Origin of the sequence: Paraburkholderia sp. HD33-4 (assembly GCF_021390635.1) — a bacterium.
Taxonomy (GTDB): Bacteria; Pseudomonadota; Gammaproteobacteria; order Burkholderiales; family Burkholderiaceae; genus Paraburkholderia.
Map to the genome: position 1 here is coordinate 2,096,683 of NZ_JAJEJS010000001.1, position 22,830 is coordinate 2,119,512.

A 22,830-nucleotide genomic window follows, 5' to 3' on the forward strand; every position below is an offset into this window, starting at 1 on the left:
GTCCGCTGCCGACGCAAGCCAACTATCAAGGAGGAGACAATGACGACGTACGCATCCGACGCCGTCGGGCTCACACGCCCGGACCAGGCCGTCAGTGAATCGACGTACCGAAAGATCAGCCGGCGAATTCTGCCGCTGCTCTTCGCGTGCTACATCATCAATTATATCGATCGTGTGAACATCGGCATCGCGCAGATTCAGTTCAAAGCCGATCTGCATTTCAGCGATCTTGTCTATGGCATCGGCGCCGGACTGTTCTTCGTCGGCTTTCTCCTGTTCGAAGTGCCGAGTAACCTGCTGCTCGCGAAGATGGGCGCACGCCTCACACTCTTACGCATCATGGTGCTGTGGGGCGCGGTGTCCGCTGCGACCATGTTCGTGCGCACGCCTTGGGAGTTCTACATCGCCCGCATGCTGCTGGGCGTGGCCGAAGCGGGCTTCTTCCCCGGCATCATCCTGTATCTGAGCTACTGGTTCCCGGCCGAACGGCGCGCGCGCGTCACGGCGCTCTCGTTCATCGCCATTCCCGTGGCGACGATGATCGGCGCGCCGCTGTCCGGCTGGATCATGCACAGCTTCCACCAGTTTCACGGCCTCGCGGGCTGGCAGTGGATGTTCCTCCTTGAAGGGCTGCCCGCGATTCTGCTCGGCATCATTGTGTATTTCCGGCTGGAAGACCGTCCCGAGAAGGCCACGTGGCTCACGGCGGAAGAAAAGGCGCGCCTCGTTGGCGCACTCTCCGCCGAACGCGGTGAGCGCGCGACGCACGGACACGGCGGCATGCTCGCCGCGTTGCGCGACTGGCGCGTGTATATCGCGGGTCTGGTGTCGTTCTGTGCGTACATTCTTGCCAGCACGATCGCATTTTTCGCGCCGATGGTCATTCAGGCCACTGGCGTCCACGACGCTCTGCATGTTGGCCTGCTGGCCGCTCTTCCCCCGGTCGCGGGCATCGTGTCGATGGTGATCGTCAGCCGCCATTCCGACCGCGTGCGTGAACGCCGTTGGCACGCCGCGGTTCCGCTGATGTGCGCGGCGGCAAGCCTGATCGCCCTGCCCTTTGCTCGCGGCGATCTGACGTTTTCCGTTTTGTTGCTGGCAATTGCGACGTCGGGACATCTGTCGAGCCTGTCGGTGTTCTGGACGATTCCATCAACCTATCTCGGCTCGACGAGCGCGGCGGCGGGCATCGCGCTGGTGAGCAGTATTGGATCGCTCGGCGGCCTGGTCGGGCCGAGCCTGATCGGCTATGTGAAGTCGGTATCGGGCAGTCTGACGCTCGGGATCCAGTTCGCGGGCTGCCTGGCTATTTTGGGCGGCGTGACTTTGCTAATCGGCATTCCGGCCCGTTTGCTGACGACCAAAAACTGATATTCACGAAAGGATTACACCATGTCACCGACTCGCCTTACCCGCATGCTGAACATTCGCTATCCGATCATCCAGGCCGGTATGAGCTGGGCGTCGTCGAATGCGGCGTTGCCTGCCGCCGTCAGCAACGCGGGCGGCCTGGGCGTGATTGCTGCGGGCCCGATGTACCTCGACGCCTTCCGCCAGGCCGTTCGCGACGTGAAGAAAGCGACCAACGGCGCGGCCTTCGGCGTGAACCTGCCGCTGTATCGGCCCGAGGCAGCGCTATTTCTCGATGTCATCGAGGAAGAACGCGTGCCTGTCGTGTTCGCGTCGCAAGGCGGCCCAAAGGCGCATCTGGATCGCTTTCAGCGGATCGGCACGCGCTGGATCCATGTCGTCTCGACGATGGAACATGCACGCAAGGCCGCCTCGGCGGGTGTAGATGCGCTGGTCGTCGTCGGAGCAGAAGCAGGCGGCCATCCGCCCGCGAATGGCGTCAGCACGCTGATCGCAGTACGGCGCGCGGCGCAGGAATTTTCCGTACCAATCGTGGCGGGTGGCGGTGTAGCGGATGGCTACGGCATCGCGGCGCTGCTCGCGCTTGGCGCGGATGCCGTGCAGCTCGGTACGCGCTTCATTGCGACGAAGGAATCCGGTGTGCATGAGAACTACAAGCGCGCCCTGCTGGAAACTGATATTGACCAAACGGTGCTCGTGGGTGTGCGTCAGCTTCCGGTGCGTATGACCAGAAACCAGTTCGCCGCTGACGTCCTGCATGCCGACACGCATGAACCCGATGATGCCGCCTATGATGCCCTCTTCAAAAGCAGCACGCTTAGACAAGCGGCACTCGATGGCGATATTGAACGCGGCAAGGTGGAACTTGGTCAGTCCGCGGGACTGATTCACGACCTGCCGGGCGCAGCGGAAGTGATGGCGCGACTCGTCGAGGAGTACCGCGACGCCGTGGGACGGCTCATCGGCTAGATCGAACAGTGGCATCTTTCTGGATGCCACTCTGTAAAACATACATTTCGTATAACTAATCAGAACAATTCTGGAGATTTGGAAGATGAAGAATGCATGCGCCGCAGCCGCTTTGCTGGCCTTCACCTGCGCAGCTCACGCGCAAAGCAGTGTCACGCTGTATGGCCTGATCGATACTGCGATCTCCTGGCAAACCAATCAGGTCGGCACGACGGCCGCGAACGGGCGCGCACTGTCCAGCGGCAGCTCCGTGGCGCTTGGGCCGGGCTTCTTCAACGGTTCGCGCTGGGGCCTGCTCGGCAGCGAAGATCTGGGCGGGGGGGTGTCGGCGATCTTTCGTATCGAGGCGGGCTTTAATCCGACGACGGGTGTCTCGCTGCAGGGCAATCGCGAATTCGGACGGCAGGCGTATGTAGGCATCAAAGGCAACTACGGTCAGCTGACGCTTGGCCGCCAGTACAGCGTGCCGTTCGACACCCTGCTGCCCTACGATGTCATTGGCTGGGGCAATTCTCCCGCAAGCGATGTCTGGGTCCAATTGCTCGCCGGCTCGCGCATGGACAATACCGCGAAGTACACATTCACCATCGATCAGTGGAAGTTCAACGCAGCATATTCGTTCGGTGGTCAGGCGGGCAGCGTGTCGCACGGTTCCACGTATGCGGCCGGTCTCAACTACACGGGCAGTGTGTTTTCCGCGGGCTTGACCGCGCAGCAGGCGAAAGATCTCGCAGGCAACAAGCAGTCGAATCTTGGCGCGGGCGCGTCTTATGTGACCGGGCCGGTGACGTGGCAGGCTTACTACCTGTACACGCGCCGCGACGGTGCGTTCACGCCGACGAGCGGTCAAGATTTCTCGCCGACGTATGGCACGTATACGCAGTTTTATACGAATCCGGGCAACACGAATATCGGCGCGAGCGGCCAAGCGCGCACGGACAATGTGTTCCAGTTCGGCGCGACGTGGCAGGCGACGCCATCGGTGCAAGTAAAAGCCGCCGCCATCTACGATCTCGGGCGGCACGTCAACGCGAGCGGCGAGAGCGGCAACAAGCTGTCGACGTTCCTGACCGGCGATTACTCCCTCTCAAAGCGTACCGATGTCTATGTGGCGGGGGCGTATAGCAAAGTAAGTGGTACGTTCAATGGGCCGTTTGCGGGAAATGATGACAGCGTGTCGGTCACGGCGGGGTTGCGGCATCGGTTCTGATCGAGACTAGATCACCCGTGACTTAGGTGCCCGATGACGGAAAACCGAGGCTAATTGTGGCGAGGTAACAGGGTTTCGAATTGCTCGAGAAGAGCCGATAAGGCAAGCAAAAGACATGACTCGCGGGTCATTTTGAATGGGCTGCGAAGATATCGGGACGAACAGACGATAGCAAGCGGCGCTAACCTCAGGACAGCGCTGAATCTCGCATTGGACGTCGTGGGCAAACCGACAATCTCTTTCGCCGGCCAAACGGCCAGGCGTGCCACCGCTCTTCGACCTTTCTTGACGCGATAGGTAGACAGCAAGTGAATGATTTAACAAGTTATCAACTGAGGGGAAAACCGAAAACCCTTGTCCCACTTGCCCAGTCCTAACCGAAAACCTACACGGAAGCAAAGCCACCCCTTTGCGACATAACTTCTGATTTTCCATACAAGGCCAGTGAGGTTATCCCGTCTTTGATTTGAATATTTTAGTGAGACAAAGGAGGGTCGAGTATGCGGTGTCCCAGGATTCTCTTTCGAATTCGTCTGCGATGTATGCTACTAGTAATCGCGGCGATGATAATTGGGTTTGCAACAAGCCAGGCCACGAACGCCGCGTCATATGAAAAGAAGACCGCGGATCTGCCTGGCGTTTCGCTCACGTATATGGACACCGGTGGCGATGGCATTCCGGTAATATTCGTCCATGCGCTGACGGGAACGAGCGACAGTTGGGAACCTCAGTTGCATGCTTTCGCGGCGGCGGGATATCGTGCAGTTGCCTTTGATCGCCGTGGATGGGGTGGAAGCGTCGCGAATGGAGACTCGGGCGCCCAGCCTGGTACCGGGGCCGCGGACATCGACGCCTTAGCGAATCACCTTAATCTACGTAAGTTCCACCTAGTGGGTGTGGCTGGCGGAGGCTTCGTCGCACTCGACTACGCGGCGTGGAAGTCAGATCGCCTGCTAAGTGTGGTTGTCGCCGCGAGTACCGGTGCGCTTGAGGAAAAGGAGATTAGGGAGTTTATTAAGCGTATCGAAATACCAAATGTTCCTTGGCCATCCATTTACCTGGAAGTAGGTCCATCCTATATCGGTGGCAATGTCGATGGTCTAGCGAGATGGAAGCAGATCGAGGAGCACGCAAGGCAACCTCATGCTCCCAATCAGCCGCTGCGAACTCCGAACACTTTTAGAAAAATCGCAGCAATTGAAGCGCCTATGTTGGTATTGGCGGCAAGCGCCGATTGGCTTGCGCCGCCGGCCTTGATGAAGCTATGGGCCTCAAAGGTCAAAGATATGGAGTTCGACGAGATCTGTGATGCCGGGCATTCGGTCGCGTGGGAAAAGCCCGACGAGTTCAATTCCCGGGTCTTGCAATTCTTGCGAAAACACTGAAAGTCCAACATCTTCGAGCCGAAGTCTATGCGAGGGGGCGAGGGTTCTCGTCCCTGTTGGTGAGCTATCTGTCGGATTCATGTGTCTTGCTGAGGGCGGCCAGCTTGTGAGTGTCGATCATTGTCGCGTGGCGACGGCCGAAGCCTTTGATTACGCGATAAAGATTGCAAAACATAGCAGTCGAGCGAAGGTGTGATCGGGCAGGCAGCAACGCAGGATATTGCCCAGCTCGCGGTCGACACGCATGGCTATACGGACTTCGCCATGGGTTTAGCCCGTCTACTCGGATTCGATCTCTGCCCTCGCCTCTCGCATCTTCGCGATCGCCGGCTTCACGTTCCTCGCAGTCAGGACGTGCCGGGGGAACTTGCCGCAATCACAGACCGCGATATTCGGTTCGACCTGATCGCGGAGGTCTGGGACAAATTCGTTAGGATCGTCGCCTCTATTCGCTCGGGAAAATGCACTGCCGTGGACGCTCTTACCCGGTTCGGGTCAGCAGCGCGCGGGCAACCTGTCTACGAAGGTGGCGTCCATATTGCGCGCTTGTTTCGCCCCCTCTTCCTCATCGACTAATTCACCAACACGGCTTTCCGAGCAGAGCTTCAGCATGTCCTGAATCGCGGCGAGGCGGTGCATACCCGTCCAACGAGCGATCTATGTTGGGCGCATTCCGATCGAACTTGCTCGGCGCGAGGATTCTCTGTTGGCCGTCGTCTGCGCTGACCTTGCTCGCGAATATCTTGATGGCGTGGAACACGACCCATATGCAACACTCGCTCGAAGCGCTTCAAGCTTCTGGAGGATCACCGCGACCGGACCAACTGAGGCGAATCGCGCCAACGTACCGCAAAGGGATCAACCTTCGGGGGACGTTTATCTTGCAGTAGGACGTTTCGCAAGCAGACTGCTTCCAAGTTTAGCGAAGGGTGTCGCGTCCTCTGCCACCGGCCAGCGCGCGTGAGAAAAGAAGGCGTCTGACGGGTAGACAGCAAGTTATTGATTTTGCAAAACATTAATTTTGTGCCGGAAGGCAAGGCCTTGTCGTATATAGGCGGCCCTAACCCGGTTTCTGCACGGGAATCAAGGCGACCCCCAGTCGGGCTTTGTCGGTCACGGTCTGACCTGTCATGCCATCAATCTGCGTATTGCCTGAGCAATCTATGGGGTGTGTAATTCGTCTCCGGACTATAGGTTGTCGGACGCAAACTCACTCAATTGCGGCTATGCAACGACACTAGCCTTGCCATGCGAGAAACCGGACGTGTACTCTCGGTCACACGCGAGCAGCGCCCAAACGATGCGAGCATTTTTGTTGGCGAGAGCGACGGCGGCGACATTGTGATTACGACGCGCCAGCAGTTTCTGAAACCTGGGGTTGCGGCTTTGATCCGCCTTGCCCTGAAATGCTCGCACCGCAGATCGTGCGCCGTGGATCAGCAGAGTTCGCAGGTAGATGTCGCCGCGCTTGCTGATACCGAGGAGGTTCGTCTTTCCTCCGCTGGACGATTGCGTTGGTACCAGGCCCATCCAGGCCGCAAGCTGTCGACCGTTCCGGAAGCTCCTCTCGTCGCCAATAGTGGCCACCAACGCGCTCGCGGTGATCGGGCCGATGCCGGGGATCTTCTCGAGCTTACGGCTGGCTTCGCTCTTACGATGCGAGCCCTTGATCTGCGCCTCAAGTTCGTTAACCTGACGATCGAGCTCCTTGAGGTGATCGAGCAGGCGCTCGACAAGCCGCCGGAAGCTGCCCGGCAGCTCGTTGCTCGCGTCCTCGATGAGGTCGCGAACATCCCCCATCACGTGGGCCAATCCTTGCGGCACTACGAGGCCAAACTCAGCCAGCAGCCCGCGGATCTGATTGGCCTGTGCGGTGCGCGCGCCGACGAATCCTTGGCGCACCCGGCCGGTGCAGCGCCAGCGTCGCTTGCTGCTCGATATTCTTGAGCGAAATACAATCTTCTCGGGATCAGCCGACGCGGCGACAAAAATGTCAGGCGCCTGCTCGTCCTGTGCGCCCGCGCCTACATGCGAAGCCTGGAGAAGCGAACCGGTCGCCTGGCAGACTGGGTTCGCGCAATGCTCGCGCAGCGGCATTCAAACGTGGTGGCGTGTGCGCTGGCCAACAAGCTGGCTCGAATCGCCTGGGCCATTGTTGCTCGCCAAACCACATTTGACGCAGGCTTCTCAAACCATCCACTCTGAACGGGTACAGCTTTACCATTGCTTTCAAATCATCCAACTGGTTTTGCGACGACTGAAAATCGATGACGTGAACGGCATACCGGCCTGACGAAGAACCTGTGTGCCAAAGAGGCTTTTCGAAGTCGATCCACTGTTAAGGATCGTCAGGCGCGAATCTCATCGTGGCGCGGGGAGCAATCCCCACAACGACGCCGAATAGATTTAAGCAAGCCAAACTCGCCATTGAAAATCAGGGTTGCAAAAATGGGGTGGACCATAGATTTGGCGCAGCGATGCCGTGTTGGGGTGGGGGCGTCCATTCCATTAACCATGAGCACAAACACAGCGGCCTGAAATTCGTCACACCAGCGCAGCGTCATAACGGCGTGGCAACCGCAGTGCTTGCGCAACGTGAGGCCGTGTATGCAGAGGCCAGGCAGCGCAATCCACGGCGTTGGTCCCGATCGACGCGACTGGAAATTGAAGGATGAAGTCTGGCTCAATCCGGAGCGCTCGCAACCGGTAGAACTAAAGCAGTCCGCATGAAGTGACACGACAAGTACGTTGACAACCGCCGTCTCCCTGCCACGTCTGGGTCCAGCCGACCGTATCTTCGGGTCCTGGCTGTCGCGTCGCTGGTCAAGGCTGCGGGAGGTCCTCGTCTTCGTAAAGCCAGCCACCGTGATCTCCGGGCTCGTGCCGACGCTTTCTGGTGCAGTTCTTTTCGCGCGAAACCTGGCCAGTTGTTCTTCAGACCCAATTCGAGCCAGGAGAAGATTTCCCACCGAGCCTCTTCATGCGTAGCGAAGTCTGTGCGGTCATTGCCAAAACACGACACTGCAGGGAATGCCGGAACATTACATCGGAGTTTAGATTGTAGCGCGACAAGCCTTTCGACTTATCGGTAAGGATCCGATAGCGCCCTCAAAAGACCCGGTCGATCGGCAAAGCGTTCGCGACTAGACGGGTGACTGAGAGTCGCGCTGAGCCAGCTCGCGGCGTTTTCCATAAAGCAGTGCGGTTATCGAACGGGCCGATGTTGCAAACTCCTCGATCGGGCGCGCGCGCGAACGGATCAGGGTCTTCCGCTCTCTCGAAGACGTCTTGGCGCCACGACTGCGTCTTGAACGCGGAGGACGTCCCGCCTGACGCTTTCGTGGAGCGCGACGACATGTTCGTGGTCAGAGGACCTCTCTGAAAAGGCATGCGAACTCCAGTGTGCGGCAATCAGCGGATGAATAGAGATGTCAGCTTGAGCTGCTCCATCGGTCAAACATGGCGCATTTTCTAAAGAAGACGACCCGAAAAGCTTAAGCAGTGAATCCCGCTCGCTTAAACAATATCCACAGTGAAGCAAAGCGTTTAAGCGAGAATGAAACGTTCATTCCGCGCGTTCATCTGGAGCATTCATCTTGACTCGAATTCACTCATCGCACCGTCCGCTCGTGGTTGGAATTGGTGGCACGACACGGCAGGCATCGTCGACGGAACGCGCGCTTACTTTGTCATTGAAGAGCGCTCAGGAAGCTGGCGCGCGCGTGAAGTTTTTCGGTGGCGCATTCCTGCACAGTCTTCCCCATTACGCGCCCGAAACCCACCAACTGACCGACGAACAGGATGAACTCATCGAAACGGTGAGGGCCGCCGATGCGCTCATCATCGCTACGCCAGGCTATCACGGCGGCATTTCCGGTCTGGTGAAGAACGCCCTCGATACGCTAGACGAACTCCGTGACGACGACCGTCCCTATCTCGACGGACGCGCGGTCGGCAGCATTGTCACTGTATATGGATGGCAAGCTGCGGGCACGGTGCTGACGTCGCTGCGTTCGGTCATTCATGCATTGCGCGGCTGGCCGACGCCGTTCGGCGCTACGGTAAACACGCTCGAGACACACCTCCAGTCAGCCCATCCGTGCTCGGACCCCAAGGTCGTCGAGCAGCTTCGGACGGTAGGACGTCAGGTGTCGAGCTTTGCGCTCGCGTTCGGCGCGCGAGATACCAGTGCTTGTCTTGCAATGAAGGAGCCTGAATCTGTTGCATAGATCTCAATGAGCGTCTGGTCGAGGAGTTTCACCTCGGCGCTCCTCTCGCTCATTGTTGGACAACGCGCGCAACAGCATCTGCCCTTTCAGTCTATAAGAACGCATGGCCGTGCGAGCGAGCGGATGCTGCGGCACCCACTTCGGTATCGAGCATGATACGTATCTGCTCGATGAGCACGATGCAATACCCAAGCGACACCGCTTCCTGCACATCGTGCGCGACGAGAAATGCCGTAAAGCGATGCTCGCGCCGCACCCTGTCGATCAGGCTTTGCATTTCGATGCGCTTAAACGCATCGAGCGCGCCGAGTATTGATTTAGCGCCAGCAGATCTCGCCTACGCACCAGCACCAGGGGCACAGGCTGTAGTTGACCGCCCGACAAGCGCGGCACCAACTTGTGCTCACGCTTACTCAGTTCCATTTCAGGGGAGCGTCGGCGAGCCTCGTAACGTGTGCTGTACGGAAAGTCGAGCATCACGTCGTCGAGCACGCTCATCCAAGGCAGCAACCTCGCATCGCGGACATGAGGCGACACGTTGTTGGGCGATGTCGCGCGACGCCGGACAATACCGACCTTCGTAGCTTGGAGTGCCGAAATTAGCCCAAGGCAAGCGGCATCGATTCCACAGTCGCTGCGCTCGACGATCGGCAAGAAGCCGCGGCGCTCGGTCTGCGTGAAGGCATGAGTGTGGCATTCGATCGGCGAATTTAACGAAGTCATGCTTGCAGCTTGTTCTGATTGACCGGATGCCAGCACCGACCGATAGGTGTCGCGACTCGCCTTCGTTAAATTACGGGTATACGCTATCTACCATAGGGTTTTGCCGCATAGTGTTCTTTCACTTCCCGATCCCAAAATTTGGTAGTTCAGCACTAATATCGCTGCTGGACCGATAAAAATGAAGGAACGGCTCCATGTTGCCCCAACAAACAGCGTCATTAGCGCATTTCGCGTTCATGCCGCTGCCGAACTTCACAATGATAGCGTTCACAAGCGCGATCGAAGTTCTACGTATGGCCAACTACTTGAGTGGCCAATCGTTATATAGGTGGTCCATCGTCAGTCCCGAGGGTGGTCCAGTGGTGGCTAGTAACGGCCTCTCTCTTCAAACTGAGCCTGCGGAACTGCTTGCGACCGCCGACATCATGTTCGTGTGCGGGGGCGTTGATGTTCAGCGTGTGACGACAAAAGCGCATGTGGCGGTACTGCGACGCTTCGCGCGGTCGGGTGTCGCCCTTGGTAGCCTCTGCACGGGTGCCTATGCACTCGCAAAGTCTGGTCTTCTGGCCGGATATGCTTGTGCTCTTCATTGGGAAAATCTATCGGCGCTTAAAGAAGAGTTTCCGAACACCCAATTTCTGAGGGAGCTCTTCGTCTTTGATCGCGACCGCGTCACATGCACAGGAGGCGTTGCGCCTCTTGACATGATGCTGCACTTAATCGCCCCTCGCATCGGCATGGCACGGGTTACGCAGATAGCTGAACAATTTATTTTAGAGCACGTACGAGATACCAGTGCTCAACAGCGTATTCCACTTGTTGCAAGATTGGGTTCGGCCAAAAAGGCGCTGTTTGAAGTCATCGCATTGATGGAAAACAACATTGAGGAGCCGCTTTCACGCGACGAACTCGCGCGTCTGGGAAACCTGTCGCAACGACAGTTGCAACGATTATTTCAAGAGCATCTCGGGACGACACCGACACACTATTACGTGACTTTGCGTTTGCGCCGCGCGCGTCAGTTTCTGCTTCAAACCGACATGTCAATTATGGACATTGCCATTGCGTGCGGTTTTCATTCGGCATGTCACTTCAGCAAAAGCTACCGCGATGCGTTTGGCGTCGCGCCAACGCAGGAGCGCCGCAAGCAGATCGCACCGCTCGCGGCACACGCCTAATTCGGCCCGATGCTTTGCGGGTGCTGAATGGAGAATCACCGTGCGGTGAAGCACCCGCGATGCAAATCACGAGCTGGAGGATTTAACTGGGCAACCCGAGAATCGGGTCGCCCTCTTTTCATGTGCTACGCGGCCTTGAGTAGGCCGTGTGGATCGAGAACGAACTTGCGCGGCGCCCCACCGTCGAACTGCTTGTACCCATCGGGCGCCTCGTCAAGCGAAATGACTGTGACATTGACAATTTCAGCGATCGGAAGTCGGTCGAACAAGATTGCTTGCATCAAGTTGCGGTTGTACTTCAGCACAGGTGTCTGGCCCGTGTGGAACGAGTGAGACTTTGCCCAGCCCAGCCCGAACCGAATGCTTAGGCTCCCATGTTGAGCGGCGACGTCCTTCGAGCCTGGATCGTCGGTCACGTAGAGTCCTGGAATCCCAATCGACCCAGCGGGGCGTGTGATTTCCATCAACGAATTGAGCACTACCGCAGGTGCTTCTTGAGAGTGGCCCGCGACCCCATGACCGTGGGCTTCGAAGCCGACACAGTCGACCGCACAGTCGATCTCCGGTCTACCAAGGATCTGCGCAATTTGGTCACCGAGCGTTGCATCCTTGGATAGGTCGACAACCTCGAAACCCATCGCCTTGGCGTGCGCTAGACGGTCGTCGTTCATGTCGCCGACGATCGTGCAAGCCGCCCCAAGCAACCGCGCCGATGCAGCAGCAGCCATTCCGACCGGCCCTGCACCAGCTATGTAGACTGTGGCGCCGGGTTTCACGCCGGCAGTGACAGCGCCATGATATCCGGTGGGCAAGATGTCCGACAAGCACGTAAGGTCACGAATCTTCGCCATCGCCTGGTCGCGGTCAGGGAACTTCAGAAGGTTAAAGTCCGCATACGGGACCATTACATATTCTGCCTGCCCGCCAATCCACCCTCCCATGTCCACGTATCCGTACGCACCACCTGCGCGTGAAGGATTCACATTCAAGCACACCCCCGTATGCTGCTCCTTGCACATCGCACAACGTCCGCAGGCTACGTTGAACGGAACGGACACCAGGTCCCCAATCTTGATTGTCTCGACATCATGGCCGATCTCAATCACTTCACCTGTAATCTCGTGACCCAGCACAAGGCCGACCGGTGCCGTCGTGCGACCGCGCACCATGTGCTGGTCAGACCCACAAATGTTGGTACTGACGATCTTCAAAATGACGCCGTGGCCAATACTTCGCCCGCTGGGATCGACCATTTTCGGGTAGTCGATTTTCTGCACCTCGACCTTTCCCGGTCCCAGATATACGACACCTCGATTATTGCTCATTGCGTTCTCCCTCCTTGGATAGTGTTCCACCACACCAACGAACCGGCCCACGGCAACAAGTATTCAAGGATAGTCCGCAATTCAGCTTGGACGGTAGGCAAAACCCGACAGCTCTTGCACCACGCCGACATGATCAGACGATTTAAGCATCTAACACTACACACGCCCTCTGTGATGTTTAGCTAGGCTCCGACGCTGTTCCAGCCCCTCATGTCGCGCGATTTCCACGCACATATTGAAGATCTGTTAGATAGAAAAAGCGCCGCATGCGCGCGGCGTCCAAACGCGTACACTTCATTTAACCCAGCTATCGACGCGGTCGCTATGCGCATTGATCCATTCGTCCGCCGCGGCAGGGGGTTTGGTGCCGTTCTGCGTGGCGAGCATCACACTATCAATCTCCCCCGGCTTCCACTGGAACTTTTTCAGAAACGACACGACTGGCGGCGCTTTCTGTTCGAGCCCCGGATTAATCACATTATCCACGTGCTCGGCTTCACCGAAAGCCTTCTTTGGATCGTCGAGAAACTTGAGTTTGTATTTCGCGAACATCCAGTGCGGCTTCCAGCCCGTAACGATGATCGGCTTGTTCGCGGCCTCGGCCCGAGCCAACTCAGCGGTCATCGCACTACCCGAACTTGGCATAAGCTTATAGTCGAGGTTGTACGCCTTGATCGCTTCGCTCGTCTTTTGCATCACACCCGCACCCGCGTCGATGCCGACGATGCGCGAGTCGAATTCCGCCTTCTTCGCTTCAAGATCACTCAGACTCGACACGTCCGCGTTCGCCGGCACGATCAGGCCAATCTTCGCATCCAGGAAGTTTGGCCCCAAGTCCACGACTTTCGACTTGAAATTGTTCCAGTAGGCGCCATGGGTGACAGGCAACCACGCAGAGAGCGTCGCATCGAGATCGCCACGCGCCACGCCTTGCCACATGATGCCAGCAGCTACAGGCACGAGTTCAACCTTGTAACCAAGGCGCGTTTCGATTATTCGTGCAGCCACGTTAGAAGTCGCGACGCTATCGTCCCAGCCTTCGACGTAACCAATCTTGATGGTCGGTTTTTCGTCAGCTCTCAGGTTCACACTGGTAGCCAGCATCGCACTGATTGCACCCAAAACAAGAAGTCTTCTGATCCGTCTCATGTCTCTCCACCCTATCGCTCTCGTATTGCGGCCCCATGCCGTCTCACGCTCTACATGTTGAAATGTAAATATCGTTGCTCCGCCGGCTCTGCTGATGATTCATTTGTCGACGACTAAATCGCTCAACGGTTTGCTGCAGCAGAGCAGTACCATGCCCTGATCGATCTCGCGCTGACGAATGCCACCCGCATGCTTCATGGCGACTTCGCCGGAGACGAGCTTCACCTTACACGTCCCGCACATGCCCTGCGTGCACGACGACGCCAAACGCACGCCCGCCTTCTTCGCCGCATCGAGTACATGCTCGTTGCTGCCGCACTCGATATCGCGCCGGCTCTTGGCGAAGTTCACCTTGAACTTCGTGGCGACCGCCGCGACCTCGACAGGCTCCGTGGGCGCGGCTTCGACAGACTCCGTGGGCGCCGGCGCGAAGCCGACAGCCTCTTTACGCGCCTCGACGAAATCGGTCTGCGTCGCGAGCGCGTCGCCGACATGCGCCGTCGTGAGATCCGCCGCGACGTCTTCGACGACACCGAACGAGAAGCTTTCCTCGTGATAATGCTTGCGATCGAAACCACCCACGTCGAGCAGAGTGCGCACTGCGTTCATGTACGGTCCAGGGCCGCACGTGAAGATCTCGCGTTCGAGAAAGTCCGGCGCGATCAGCTTCAATAGCGGCAGAGTCAGGAAGCCCGTCACGCCCGGCCAGTTCGTGCGCGTGCCGATTCGCTCGCACACGAACGCGGTGCGGAAGTTCTTCTGGTTCGACGCGATCAGATCGAGCTCACGCGCGAAGATGATGTCGTCCGGCGTCCGCGCGCTATGCACGAACACGATGTCCGCATCGTCGACGAGCTCGTGATGCGTGCGACTCATCGACATGAGCGGCGTGATGCCCGAACCCGCAGACAGAAACAAATACTTGCGCGCCGGATGACGTGCGCAGGTGAACTCGCCCGACGGCCCGAGCACCCGCACGGTCGCTCCCGCGACCATGTTGTCGTGCAGCCAGTTCGACACCGGGCCACCCGGCACGCGCTTCACCGTGATGGAGATCGTGTGCGGGCGCGCCGGCGAGGACGAGATGGTGTAGCAGCGGTTGATTTGCTCGCCGTCGATCTCGAGCTCGAGTGTGATGAACTGCCCCGGCTCGAAGACGAAGGTACGCTCGCCGGGAACCTTGAAGAAAAAGCTCTTGACGTCGTGCGTTTCCTGCCGGACGTAACAGCAAACGAGTGTCTCGTCCGTGTCGCAATTCCAGCGCATGGGTAGCGTCCCCCAGAACTTCGGCTGGGTGACACGGCTGTCTGTCGGCTCGAACGCAGCATGCTCTCGCATCATTTCTGCTCCTACTGCATGCCTTAGAGGGCACTTACCGCTCAAAGGAAACAACTTTCTCGACACCCGCCGCAGACTCATTTTCTTGAGAATCGGCAAAGTCAGTAAGCCGGCAGATGTACCAATCGGCGAACTTCTCCACCAACCCTTCCGTGAACGGCGAGTATGGCCCCGGCTCGTATGCGCTGCTCGCCACGCCGAGCTGCGAGTACTCGACGAGCGTGCGGTCCTGATCGTTCGTCGCGCGCCACACGGCAGTGAGGTTGTCGACGTCGTAATCGATGCCCTCGCTCGCGTCCTTGTGCACGAGCCATTTTGTGCGCACGAGCGTTTCGCCCGACGAAAGCGGAATCACGCAGAACGTCACGATATGATCGCTCATGAAGTGATGCCACGAGTTCGGCTGGGTCCAGAACGACAGGCCGCCCAGGTCCGCGCGCTCGAAGCCGCCGAGCAGCTTCTTCGAAGCGACCTTCGCATCGAGCGTCTGCGATTCGCCGTCGCGGTCGAGCGGCAGGCGTTGCGTGCGGAAGCCCGTGACGAGATCGGAGAGACGCTCGATTTCGGCGGACGGCAGGCACATCTCTTCCCATTGCTTCGTGCGCTCTTCGACAGTCCTTTCGAACGCTGCCATGCCTTCCGAGTTGGCGGGCGAGCGTTGATAACCGAAGCCGTACTCATAGAGCGAGATGGTCAGCTCCGGATGGTTCGCGACGCAGTGATAGCACTCGCGGTTGTTCTCCATCGTGAGCTTCCAGTTGCCTTTCTCGACGATGTCAATGCTCGCCGCGATCTTGCAATCCTTGAGGCCGTGCGGCGCGAGATACGGCTCCATCGCTTCGCGCATCACGGCGAAGTCGGCGGGCGGTTCATCGGCGAGACAGATGAAGATGAGGCCCGCGAGATTCTGCACATGCACCTTCTTGAGGCTGTGCTTGCAACGGTCGAACTGGTCGCCCATGTGTTCGGCGAACATCAGATCGCCGGAGAGGTTATACGTCCAGCTGTGATACGGACACACGATGTTGCCGAGCGAGCCCTTTTCCTCGTTGCACAGACGCGCGCCGCGATGGCGGCACACGTTGTAGAACGCGCGGATTTCCATGTCGTCGTCGCGCACGATCAGGATCGAATCATTGCCGATTTCGACCGTCGTGTAATCGCCCGGCTCGGGAATATCGGGTTCGACGGCGACCTGAATCCAGGTCTTACGGAAAATCGACTCGAGGTCGAGTGTGTGAATCTCTTCGCTCGTATAGAACGGCGCCTCGAGCGTGTGGCCCTTTTTGCGGCGTTCGATCATCGCCCGAACGTCTGCCGAAACTTTCATCGTGTGCTCCGTTGTGCGTCACGTCTGGTGCCCCGCCAAACACCTTTGAACGCGGGCTGCTGCTTCTTGTATGTGGGTATTCCGTTGCGCCGAAGACCGCGTCGAAATCAGTAATCGACGAGTTGATGCTCGCGCAAATAGGCCATGATCATTTGTGCTTTTTCGACAGAACTTCCTTCAGATACGACGTTGCCGCCGCGGCTTTCCGTCGTCGTCGCCGAAAGCATCCGCGCGTGGCCCGAGCGCTTTTCCGGCGCGGCCAGTTTCTTCGGTTTCGCGGTGATCGCCATGAGGCTCCATGCGGCGCGTTCCTTGTCGGCGGGCGCGGGCGCGGCGACCGGCGCGACGTGTCCCTCACGCATGCGTGCGTAGGCATAACGCGGTGCAGCGTTGGCGAGCGGATGCACGGCGACGAGCGCGGGCAACGGCGCGCGCACGCGGCGGCGCAGGCCCTTCGGCATGAACTGGCGCACTTCCACGCCTTCATTCGTCACGCTGACGTCCACGGCCGCGCCGACCAGCGGCATGTTCAACGCATCGGCGAGCTTGTAAGGCAGCGTGCCGCTGTCATACGCGCCTTCGGCGCGCGTGCCCGTCAACACGAGGTCGTATCCCGTGAGCCTTTGCGCAAGGGCAGCGCAGGCGTCGGCCTGTGTGTTCAGCACTTCGACACGCGGGGCGCCGAGCGCAAGATATTCGGTAAGTGCTGGGTTGGCGGGATCGCCCGCATGCAGCACTTCCAGCTGCGCGCCGTGCGCCTTCGCGATATCGATGCCGATCGTCAGCGCGGCGGCGTCGTTGCGGCTGTAGCGCGCCGTGCCGCTGACCGGATGGCGTCCGGTCGAAACCAATACCGCGATCTTCATGCTGGAACTCCTTGGGCGACGGGCGCGGTCTCGACGATCGATTCGCCGCTGGCGCGCGCGGCGCGTGCGGCGGCGGCTGCGTCGGTCAATGCCTTGATGGTCTCTTCCGTATCTGCGACGATCGTCAGATTCGCGCGCTTCGCAATGGGCGCGCTGGCGTCGAGATTGACGGCGATCACATGCCGCACGTCCTTGATGCCCTGCAAGTGCTGTACGGCACCCGAAATGCCGAATGCGATATACACGCTCGCCTCGACGGTCTTGCCGGTCGCGCCGATCTGCTTGTCGCGTGTGAACTTGCCATCGTCGACGGCGACGCGGCTCGCGCCAATCGCCGCGCCCAGCGTGCCCGCGAGCGTCTCGAACGCGGCGACGTCGGACACGCCGTTGCCCGCCGACACGATGAAGTCCGCCTCTTCCAATGCGACCTGCGCGGCGTCCATTTCCTCGATGCCGAGATCGACGTACGCACTCACACGCGCTTCGGGCACAATGCCTTCTGGCTTCACCGCTTCGCCCGCGCCGACAAACGGCAGCTTGGCATCGACGGCGTTCTGCGCGAGCAGAATCACATCGGGCAAGGTGCGCGATGCGTAGGCACGGCCGGCATGCGCATACGACGCGACATGCGCTGCGTCGAGCTCGACCACTTGCGTCGCAATCGAAGCAGCGGCGCGCGCAGCATAGCGGCGGCCGAGGTCACCATCGCCGGTCGCGCTGTCGGGCATGAATACATGGACCGGCGAGAACGATGCTACGCACGCCGTCAGCGCGCGGACTTCCTCATCCGGCGCGAAGCTGCGGCGGTCGAACGCGGGCAGTTCGATATAACGGTCCGCGCCCAACGCGCCGGCATCGTCCTTGAACTCGCCGAACGCGATCAGCACGACTTGCGTGTGGTCATCGGCGAGCAGCGCGGCCGCGGCCAATGCCTGGCGTGCGTGATCGTCGAGCGCGCCGCGATCCGTATGTGCCGCGACGAGCAGCGAGCGTGTCGCGGGCTTCGTCGTGCGGCATGGCTTCACCGCTTCCTTATGGCCGCCGTGTGTGAAGTCCAGCACGGTGCCATTGCCGACTTCACCAAGTGTGATGCGCTTCAGCCCTTCCGCAGTGATGATGAACGGACGGCGCGGGTCGATTCGTTTGATCTCGTTCATTGCTTTACTCCAGCGCGGCGGCGACGAGCTCCGCCACGTCGAGCACTTCGGGACGTTCGCCTACCACGCCTTCCAGCATCGCGGTGCACTGCGGACAGCCGACCGCGACCACTTCCGCGCCGATCAACTTCGCATCGGCAATGCGGATATCGGGGATGCGCTGCTTGCCGGGGATATCGGTCAGCGGCGCGCCGCCGCCACCGCCGCAGCATCGGGCCCGCATGCCATGACGCTCCATCTCGACCACCTTGATGCCGATGGTCTTCAACAGCTTGCGCGGCGCTTCCGTCTCGCCGTTGTAGCGGCCGAGATAACACGGATCGTGATACGTGATCTTCTTGTCCGCGAGCACGGCGGCGGCCTTGGGCGTGAGCTTGCCGCTCGATACCAGCTCGGCCATGAACGCAGTGTGATGCTGCACTTCGTAGTAGCCGCCGAGCGCGCGATACTCGTTGCGCAGGCTGTGCAGCACGTGCGGATCGGCCGTGACGATGCGGCGGAACTGGTATTGCGACAGCGTGTTCATCAGCTTCGATGCGCATTGCTGGAACGTGGCTTCATCGCCGAGACGACGTGCCGTGTCGCCCGTGTCCGTTTCGACGCTACCGAGCACGGCATAATCGACGCTCGCCTTGTTCATGACCTTTGCCAAGGCACGCAGCGTGCGCTGATAACGCATGTCGAACGCACCTTCGCCTGCAATCAGCAGCACATCCACGGGGCGCCCCGGCTGCGCGACCTGTACCTGCAGATCGACGGACCAGTCGTACCGCGCGCCGATGTCGTAACCGTTCTGGCTGCCGGTTTCACGCAGGTTCGCCAGCGTGATCGGACCTTTGCCCGGCACGTTGCCTTCGACGAGCGTCTGGTTGCGGCGCATGTCGACGATGGCATCGACGTGCTCGATCAGCATCGGGCACTCCTGCACGCAGGCGCGGCAAGTCGTACAGGACCAGATCGTCTCCGCTTCGATCAACTGCGAGATCAGCGGCTTGGCCGGACCACCCGTGTGCTTGCCGACCGGAATGCCGGGCGTCGGGCTGCCCGCATACTGTGAGTCCGACCCACCGACCATGCCGACGACCAGATCCTGAATCAGCTTCTTCGGATTGAGCGGCTGACCCGAAGCGAACGCGGGGCACGCGGCTTCGCACTTGCCGCATTGCACGCAGGCGTCGAAGCTTAGCAGCTGGTTCCAGCGAAACTCGACCGGCTTGCTGACGCCGTATTCCTTCGCATCGAGCGCAGGCTTTTTCAAAGCCGTCGGCGGCACCACTTCCTGCCCGGTCGTGGCTCTGAATCGTTCCTGGCGCGGATGGAACGCGAGGTGCAGCAAACCGGCCATCGCGTGCTTCATCGGGCCGCCTTGCGCCGCGCCGAAGGTCATCGTGTAAGCACCGATTGCGATCAGCACGGCGACGATGATGGCCAGTCCACCGGACATCCAAGATGCAGGCAGCAGCATAAACAATGCGAGGCCAAGCGCGAACGAACCGAGCAAGAGCGGCAGGTTGTCCCACGGTCCATGCGACAGACGCGCGGGCACGTCCTTCGCACGACGGCGCTTCCATACGAACACCGCGCCGACGAGCATGATGATCGCCGCGATGAAGATGGCCTTGTCGAGCCACGGCGAATAGATCGCGAGACCGTAGTTGACGAACACCAGCGCCATCGCGAGGATCGCGCCGCCCGCGGTCGCGACGTGCGTCTTCGCGATATACGGATCACGCGCCACGACATGATGCAGGTCGACGAAATAGCGCTTGGGGATGGTCAGCAGGTTCGACCAGCCATACGCGCCGGCCGTGGTGGCCCGCCCTTCGCGCCAGTAGGCTGCGCGCTTCAGCAGGGCGAACGCGAGGCCCGCCATCGAAAGCCACAGCAGCGCGGTGATGACAAACACGGGGTTCATCGTCCAATCCCCTCGTCAAAAGTCTTTGCAGAGACGCAGCGAATCGTAGATCGCGCTGTGGATGTTGTGCATGGAGATGCAGTCGCCGACGCGGAACAGCACGAAGCGTCCATTGCCGAGTTCTTCGCTGAGGCACGGCTGCGGCTCTGCGGCGAAGAGCTTGTGCATGTCGAGTTGCCCGCGATTGAGCGACTCGGACTTCAGCTTCCAGTAGAGCGCGTCGTTGGGTGTGATGCCGTTCTCGATCACTACCTGGTCCACCGCGCGTTCCTCCTGCTCTTCCGTGTACTCGTTGCGGATCACGGCGATCTTCTTGCCGTTTTCCTCGTACACCTTGTCGAGCCAGTAGTTCGGCGTATGGATCACGCCCTGCGCATAGAGACGGCGATAGAAGATCGGGAACGTGGTGCCGCCGGTGTCGTCGGCGACCTTCACGTCTGGCGTGACGATTTCGACGTTATTGCCCTTCGATGCGATGAAGTCCGCGACGCCCGCGCCGGCATGCGTGGACACGCCGTCATAGACGAGCACGTTCTTGCCCGGCTCGACCTTGCCCGAGAGGATGTCCCACGAACTCACTGCGAGGCCTTGCTCGACGCCCCATGCGGGCACCTGATCCGTGAACGACGAACCACCCGTCGCGAGCACGACGATGTCCGGCTTCTCGGCCATGATCACCTTCTCGTCAGCGGCAACACCGAGACGGCGATCGACGCCCAGGCGCTTCGTCTCCATGTCGAACCAGCGCACAATGCCGGCCATCTGCTCACGTTGCGGCGCCTTCGCGGCGAGCATGATCTGACCGCCGACGTAATCGTTCTTCTCGAACATCACGACATCATGACCACGCGAACGCGCGACGCGTGCCGCTTCGAGACCTGCGGGACCCGCACCGACAACCACGACCTTGCGCTTCGGCCCGCGCGTCTTTTCGATGACATGCGGCATCGTCTGTTCACGCGAGGTCGCCGCGTTCTGGACGCACAGCACATCGAGGCCGTTGTACTGGCGGTCGATGCAATAGTTTGCGCCGACGCACTGCTTGATTTCATCTTCACGGCCATCGCGGATCTTGATGACCATGTGCGGATCGGCGATCTGCGCGCGCGTCATGCCGACGAGATCGACCATGCCGTTCGCGAGCAGACGCTCGGCCTGCCCCGCATCGCGAATGCTTTGCGCATGCATGACCGGCAGCTTCGTGACCGTCTTGATGCCCGCCGCGAGATGCACGAACGGCTCGGGCGGCAACGCCATCGGCGGCATGCAGTTGGCAAGCGTGTTATGCGTATCCGCACCGGAGCCGATCACGCCGATGTAGTCGATGAGACCCGTCTCGGACATCGCCTGCGCGATTTCCTTCAGGTTCTCGTGCGAGAGACCGTCCTCATGGAACTCGTCGCCGCACATGCGCAGGCCGACACAGAAATCGGGACCCACTGCGTCACGCACGGCTTGCAGCACTTCCACGCCGAAGCGCAGACGGTTCTCGAGCGAACCGCCCCACTCGTCCGTACGGAAGTTCGTTCGAGGACTCCAGAATTGGTCGATCAGATGCTGGTGCGCCGCCGAGATCTCGATGCCGTCCATGCCGGCATCCTTCACGCGCTTCGCGGCCGCTGCGAAGTCCTGGATGATGCGCTTGATCTCTTCTACTTCGATGATCTTCGCGTTGCCGCGGTGCACCGGCTCGCGCACGCCCGACGGCGACATCAGATGCGGCCAGTGCTCGCCGTGCCACGCGGAGCGGCGGCCCATGTGCGTCGCCTGGATCATGATGAACGCGCCGTGGCGATGCATCGCTTCCGAGAGCCGCGAGAGCGGGTCGATGACCTTGTCGGTCGCGAGATTCACTGACTTCCACCAGCCTTGCGGGCTGTCAATTGACACGGGACTCGAACCGCCGCACACGGCGAGGCCGACGCCGCCCTTCGCCTTTTCCTCGTAGTAACGGATATAGCGGTCGCCGGGCAGGCCGCCCGGCTCGGCATAGACCTCAGCGTGCGCGGTGCTGACGATGCGGTTGCGCAGGGTCAGCTTGTTCAGCTGAAGAGGCTTGAAAAGGTTCGGGTAACGCATTGCGATCGACCTCGGAATGGTTTTACATGCAACTACTGTGCCGCGTTGTCTCCGGCGCGGTTAAGCCTGTGGCGACACTTCGAACACACAGTGATCGTGTCCCTCGGCCGCGCACTGCGTCTCGATGGATTTAGAGCGCGGGCCTTTCTTCGCGCTGTCGGGCGCGGTGTCGTTGACCCAGTCCATCGCGCCGGCGAACCAGCCCGCGAACATGTAGCAGAGCTTGCCGTGCTTGCCCGGCTGCGCCAGCACAAAGGACGAGTTGTGCAGGTGAATGCGCGCGTGCGAGGTCGCCGGGTCGGCTTCCACGATGCTGAAGAGGCCCCAGCCGCGCTGCGACAGGCGCTTCAGGTAATGCTCGAACACGGCGATGCCGCTGATACCGTGCTTCTCGGCTTCTTTGTCGCACCAGTGATACGCGGACTTGTAGCCGGCCTGGTAAAGAATCTCGGCGTAGGTCTCACGGCCGAGCGCTTCCTCGACGGCGACATGGTTGTTCGTGAAGAAGTGGCGCGGCACGTAGAGCATCGGCAGCGCGTCGGTGGTCCAGACGCCGGTTTGCGGATCGACGTCGATAGGCAGTTGCGGTTGCATTGTGGTATCTCC

At 59.9% G+C, this 22,830-nt stretch carries 17 protein-coding genes and 4 pseudogenes; 9 read left to right on the plus strand and 12 right to left on the minus strand.

Annotation, left to right across the window (positions count from 1 at the left end; translation table 11 throughout):
- Positions 1-39: 39 nt before the first annotated feature.
- From L0U84_RS09215 to L0U84_RS09235, 5 genes and pseudogenes are all read left to right on the plus strand, one after another.
- Entirely contained in the window at positions 40-1,371 is a 1,332-nt protein-coding gene (locus L0U84_RS09215) for an MFS transporter (protein WP_233849385.1), read from the plus strand.
- Between the two features lie 21 nt (positions 1,372-1,392).
- A complete protein-coding gene (locus tag L0U84_RS09220; RefSeq protein ID WP_267939535.1) occupies positions 1,393-2,340 on the plus strand; it encodes an NAD(P)H-dependent flavin oxidoreductase in 948 nt (315 codons plus the stop codon).
- An 85-nt stretch (positions 2,341-2,425) separates the two neighbouring features.
- The gene (locus tag L0U84_RS09225) at positions 2,426-3,550 is read left to right on the plus strand and encodes a porin (RefSeq protein ID WP_233849387.1); all 1,125 of its coding nucleotides are present in this window, start codon (positions 2,426-2,428) and stop codon (positions 3,548-3,550) included.
- A gap of 542 nt (positions 3,551-4,092) precedes the next feature.
- A complete protein-coding gene (locus tag L0U84_RS09230; protein WP_233849389.1) occupies positions 4,093-4,935 on the plus strand; it encodes an alpha/beta fold hydrolase in 843 nt (280 codons plus the stop codon).
- Positions 4,936-5,121: 186 nt separating this feature from the next.
- Positions 5,122-5,899 (plus strand): annotated as a pseudogene (locus L0U84_RS09235) (Tn3 family transposase); the annotation flags it as partial.
- A gap of 260 nt (positions 5,900-6,159) precedes the next feature.
- Here the strand turns inward: L0U84_RS09235 and L0U84_RS09240 are convergent.
- Positions 6,160-6,889 (minus strand): annotated as a pseudogene (locus L0U84_RS09240) (IS110 family transposase); the annotation flags it as partial.
- Here L0U84_RS09240 and L0U84_RS09245 point away from each other — a divergent pair.
- From L0U84_RS09245 to L0U84_RS09250, 3 genes and pseudogenes are all read left to right on the plus strand, one after another.
- Positions 6,886-7,140: pseudogene (locus L0U84_RS09245) on the plus strand (IS110 family transposase); the annotation flags it as partial. The pseudogenes L0U84_RS09240 and L0U84_RS09245 sit on opposite strands and share 4 nt — an antisense overlap.
- Positions 7,141-7,445: 305 nt before the next feature.
- A pseudogene (locus tag L0U84_RS43785) lies at positions 7,446-7,665 on the plus strand (hypothetical protein); the annotation flags it as partial.
- An 899-nt stretch (positions 7,666-8,564) separates the two neighbouring features.
- Positions 8,565-9,164, plus strand: a complete 600-nt coding sequence (locus L0U84_RS09250; protein ID WP_442794030.1) for an NADPH-dependent FMN reductase — start codon at positions 8,565-8,567, stop codon at positions 9,162-9,164.
- A 91-nt stretch (positions 9,165-9,255) separates the two neighbouring features.
- Here L0U84_RS09250 and L0U84_RS09255 read toward each other — a convergent pair whose 3' ends face one another.
- Both L0U84_RS09255 and L0U84_RS09260 read right to left on the minus strand, forming a co-directional pair.
- Positions 9,256-9,441, minus strand: a complete 186-nt coding sequence (locus tag L0U84_RS09255) for a hypothetical protein (RefSeq protein WP_233849391.1) — start codon at positions 9,439-9,441, stop codon at positions 9,256-9,258.
- Positions 9,429-9,887 carry a hypothetical protein gene (locus L0U84_RS09260; protein ID WP_233849392.1) on the minus strand — a complete coding sequence of 153 codons (459 nt, stop codon included), beginning with the start codon at positions 9,885-9,887 and terminating at the stop codon, positions 9,429-9,431. Before L0U84_RS09260 ends, L0U84_RS09255 begins: the two co-directional genes overlap by 13 nt.
- A 194-nt stretch (positions 9,888-10,081) precedes the next feature.
- Here L0U84_RS09260 and L0U84_RS09265 point away from each other — a divergent pair, with 194 nt between their 5' ends.
- Positions 10,082-11,065: a GlxA family transcriptional regulator gene (locus tag L0U84_RS09265; protein WP_233849393.1), complete on the plus strand. Its 984-nt coding sequence runs from the start codon at positions 10,082-10,084 to the stop codon at positions 11,063-11,065.
- 125 nt (positions 11,066-11,190) lie between these two features.
- Here the strand turns inward: L0U84_RS09265 and fdhA are convergent, their stop codons facing one another.
- The 9 genes from fdhA to L0U84_RS09310 all read right to left on the minus strand — a co-directional run bounded on the left by fdhA (position 11,191) and on the right by L0U84_RS09310 (position 22,818).
- The gene (gene fdhA, locus L0U84_RS09270; protein WP_233849394.1) at positions 11,191-12,390 is read right to left on the minus strand and encodes a formaldehyde dehydrogenase, glutathione-independent; all 1,200 of its coding nucleotides are present in this window, start codon (positions 12,388-12,390) and stop codon (positions 11,191-11,193) included.
- A 294-nt stretch (positions 12,391-12,684) separates the two neighbouring features.
- Positions 12,685-13,539, minus strand: a complete 855-nt coding sequence (locus L0U84_RS09275; protein ID WP_233849396.1) for a glycine betaine ABC transporter substrate-binding protein — start codon at positions 13,537-13,539, stop codon at positions 12,685-12,687.
- Positions 13,540-13,638: 99 nt separating this feature from the next.
- Positions 13,639-14,880 (minus strand): hybrid-cluster NAD(P)-dependent oxidoreductase, encoded by a 1,242-nt coding sequence (locus L0U84_RS09280; protein WP_233849398.1) that lies wholly within the window; start codon positions 14,878-14,880, stop codon positions 13,639-13,641.
- A gap of 31 nt (positions 14,881-14,911) precedes the next feature.
- Complete coding sequence (locus L0U84_RS09285) at positions 14,912-16,207, minus strand: aromatic ring-hydroxylating oxygenase subunit alpha (protein ID WP_233849399.1); 1,296 nt, start codon at positions 16,205-16,207, stop codon at positions 14,912-14,914.
- A gap of 107 nt (positions 16,208-16,314) precedes the next feature.
- The gene (locus tag L0U84_RS09290; protein WP_233849400.1) at positions 16,315-17,073 is read right to left on the minus strand and encodes an electron transfer flavoprotein subunit beta/FixA family protein; all 759 of its coding nucleotides are present in this window, start codon (positions 17,071-17,073) and stop codon (positions 16,315-16,317) included.
- Entirely contained in the window at positions 17,070-18,230 is a 1,161-nt protein-coding gene (locus L0U84_RS09295) for an electron transfer flavoprotein subunit alpha/FixB family protein (RefSeq protein WP_233849401.1), read from the minus strand. Before L0U84_RS09295 ends, L0U84_RS09290 begins: the two co-directional genes overlap by 4 nt.
- Before the next feature lie 4 nt (positions 18,231-18,234).
- Positions 18,235-20,145, minus strand: a complete 1,911-nt coding sequence (locus L0U84_RS09300; RefSeq protein WP_233849402.1) for a (Fe-S)-binding protein — start codon at positions 20,143-20,145, stop codon at positions 18,235-18,237.
- A gap of 15 nt (positions 20,146-20,160) precedes the next feature.
- On the minus strand, positions 20,161-22,224 hold the full coding sequence (locus L0U84_RS09305) for an NADH:flavin oxidoreductase (RefSeq protein ID WP_233849403.1): 2,064 nt from the start codon (positions 22,222-22,224) through the stop codon (positions 20,161-20,163).
- Positions 22,225-22,284: 60 nt separating this feature from the next.
- Positions 22,285-22,818: a DUF5943 domain-containing protein gene (locus L0U84_RS09310; protein ID WP_233849404.1), complete on the minus strand. Its 534-nt coding sequence runs from the start codon at positions 22,816-22,818 to the stop codon at positions 22,285-22,287.
- Positions 22,819-22,830 lie beyond the last annotated feature (12 nt).

What these genes read in the sequence shown, in the direction of transcription:
- L0U84_RS09255 (WP_233849391.1), bottom strand. Translation starts at nt 9,441, where the DNA reads ATGCAAAGCCTGATCGACAGGGTGCGGCGCGAGCATCGCTTTACGGCA.
- L0U84_RS09275 (WP_233849396.1), bottom strand. Translation starts at nt 13,539, where the DNA reads ATGAGACGGATCAGAAGACTTCTTGTTTTGGGTGCAATCAGTGCGATG.
- L0U84_RS09230 (WP_233849389.1), top strand. Translation starts at nt 4,093, where the DNA reads ATGCTACTAGTAATCGCGGCGATGATAATTGGGTTTGCAACAAGCCAG.
- L0U84_RS09285 (WP_233849399.1), bottom strand. Translation starts at nt 16,207, where the DNA reads ATGAAAGTTTCGGCAGACGTTCGGGCGATGATCGAACGCCGCAAAAAG.
- L0U84_RS09265 (WP_233849393.1), top strand. Translation starts at nt 10,082, where the DNA reads ATGTTGCCCCAACAAACAGCGTCATTAGCGCATTTCGCGTTCATGCCG.
- L0U84_RS09295 (WP_233849401.1), bottom strand. Translation starts at nt 18,230, where the DNA reads ATGAACGAGATCAAACGAATCGACCCGCGCCGTCCGTTCATCATCACT.
- L0U84_RS09220 (WP_267939535.1), top strand. Translation starts at nt 1,393, where the DNA reads ATGTCACCGACTCGCCTTACCCGCATGCTGAACATTCGCTATCCGATC.
- L0U84_RS09260 (WP_233849392.1), bottom strand. Translation starts at nt 9,887, where the DNA reads ATGACTTCGTTAAATTCGCCGATCGAATGCCACACTCATGCCTTCACG.
- fdhA (WP_233849394.1), bottom strand. Translation starts at nt 12,390, where the DNA reads ATGAGCAATAATCGAGGTGTCGTATATCTGGGACCGGGAAAGGTCGAG.
- L0U84_RS09280 (WP_233849398.1), bottom strand. Translation starts at nt 14,880, where the DNA reads ATGATGCGAGAGCATGCTGCGTTCGAGCCGACAGACAGCCGTGTCACC.
- L0U84_RS09300 (WP_233849402.1), bottom strand. Translation starts at nt 20,145, where the DNA reads ATGAACCCCGTGTTTGTCATCACCGCGCTGCTGTGGCTTTCGATGGCG.
- L0U84_RS09305 (WP_233849403.1), bottom strand. Translation starts at nt 22,224, where the DNA reads ATGCGTTACCCGAACCTTTTCAAGCCTCTTCAGCTGAACAAGCTGACC.
- L0U84_RS09225 (WP_233849387.1), top strand. Translation starts at nt 2,426, where the DNA reads ATGAAGAATGCATGCGCCGCAGCCGCTTTGCTGGCCTTCACCTGCGCA.
- L0U84_RS09215 (WP_233849385.1), top strand. Translation starts at nt 40, where the DNA reads ATGACGACGTACGCATCCGACGCCGTCGGGCTCACACGCCCGGACCAG.
- L0U84_RS09290 (WP_233849400.1), bottom strand. Translation starts at nt 17,073, where the DNA reads ATGAAGATCGCGGTATTGGTTTCGACCGGACGCCATCCGGTCAGCGGC.
- L0U84_RS09310 (WP_233849404.1), bottom strand. Translation starts at nt 22,818, where the DNA reads ATGCAACCGCAACTGCCTATCGACGTCGATCCGCAAACCGGCGTCTGG.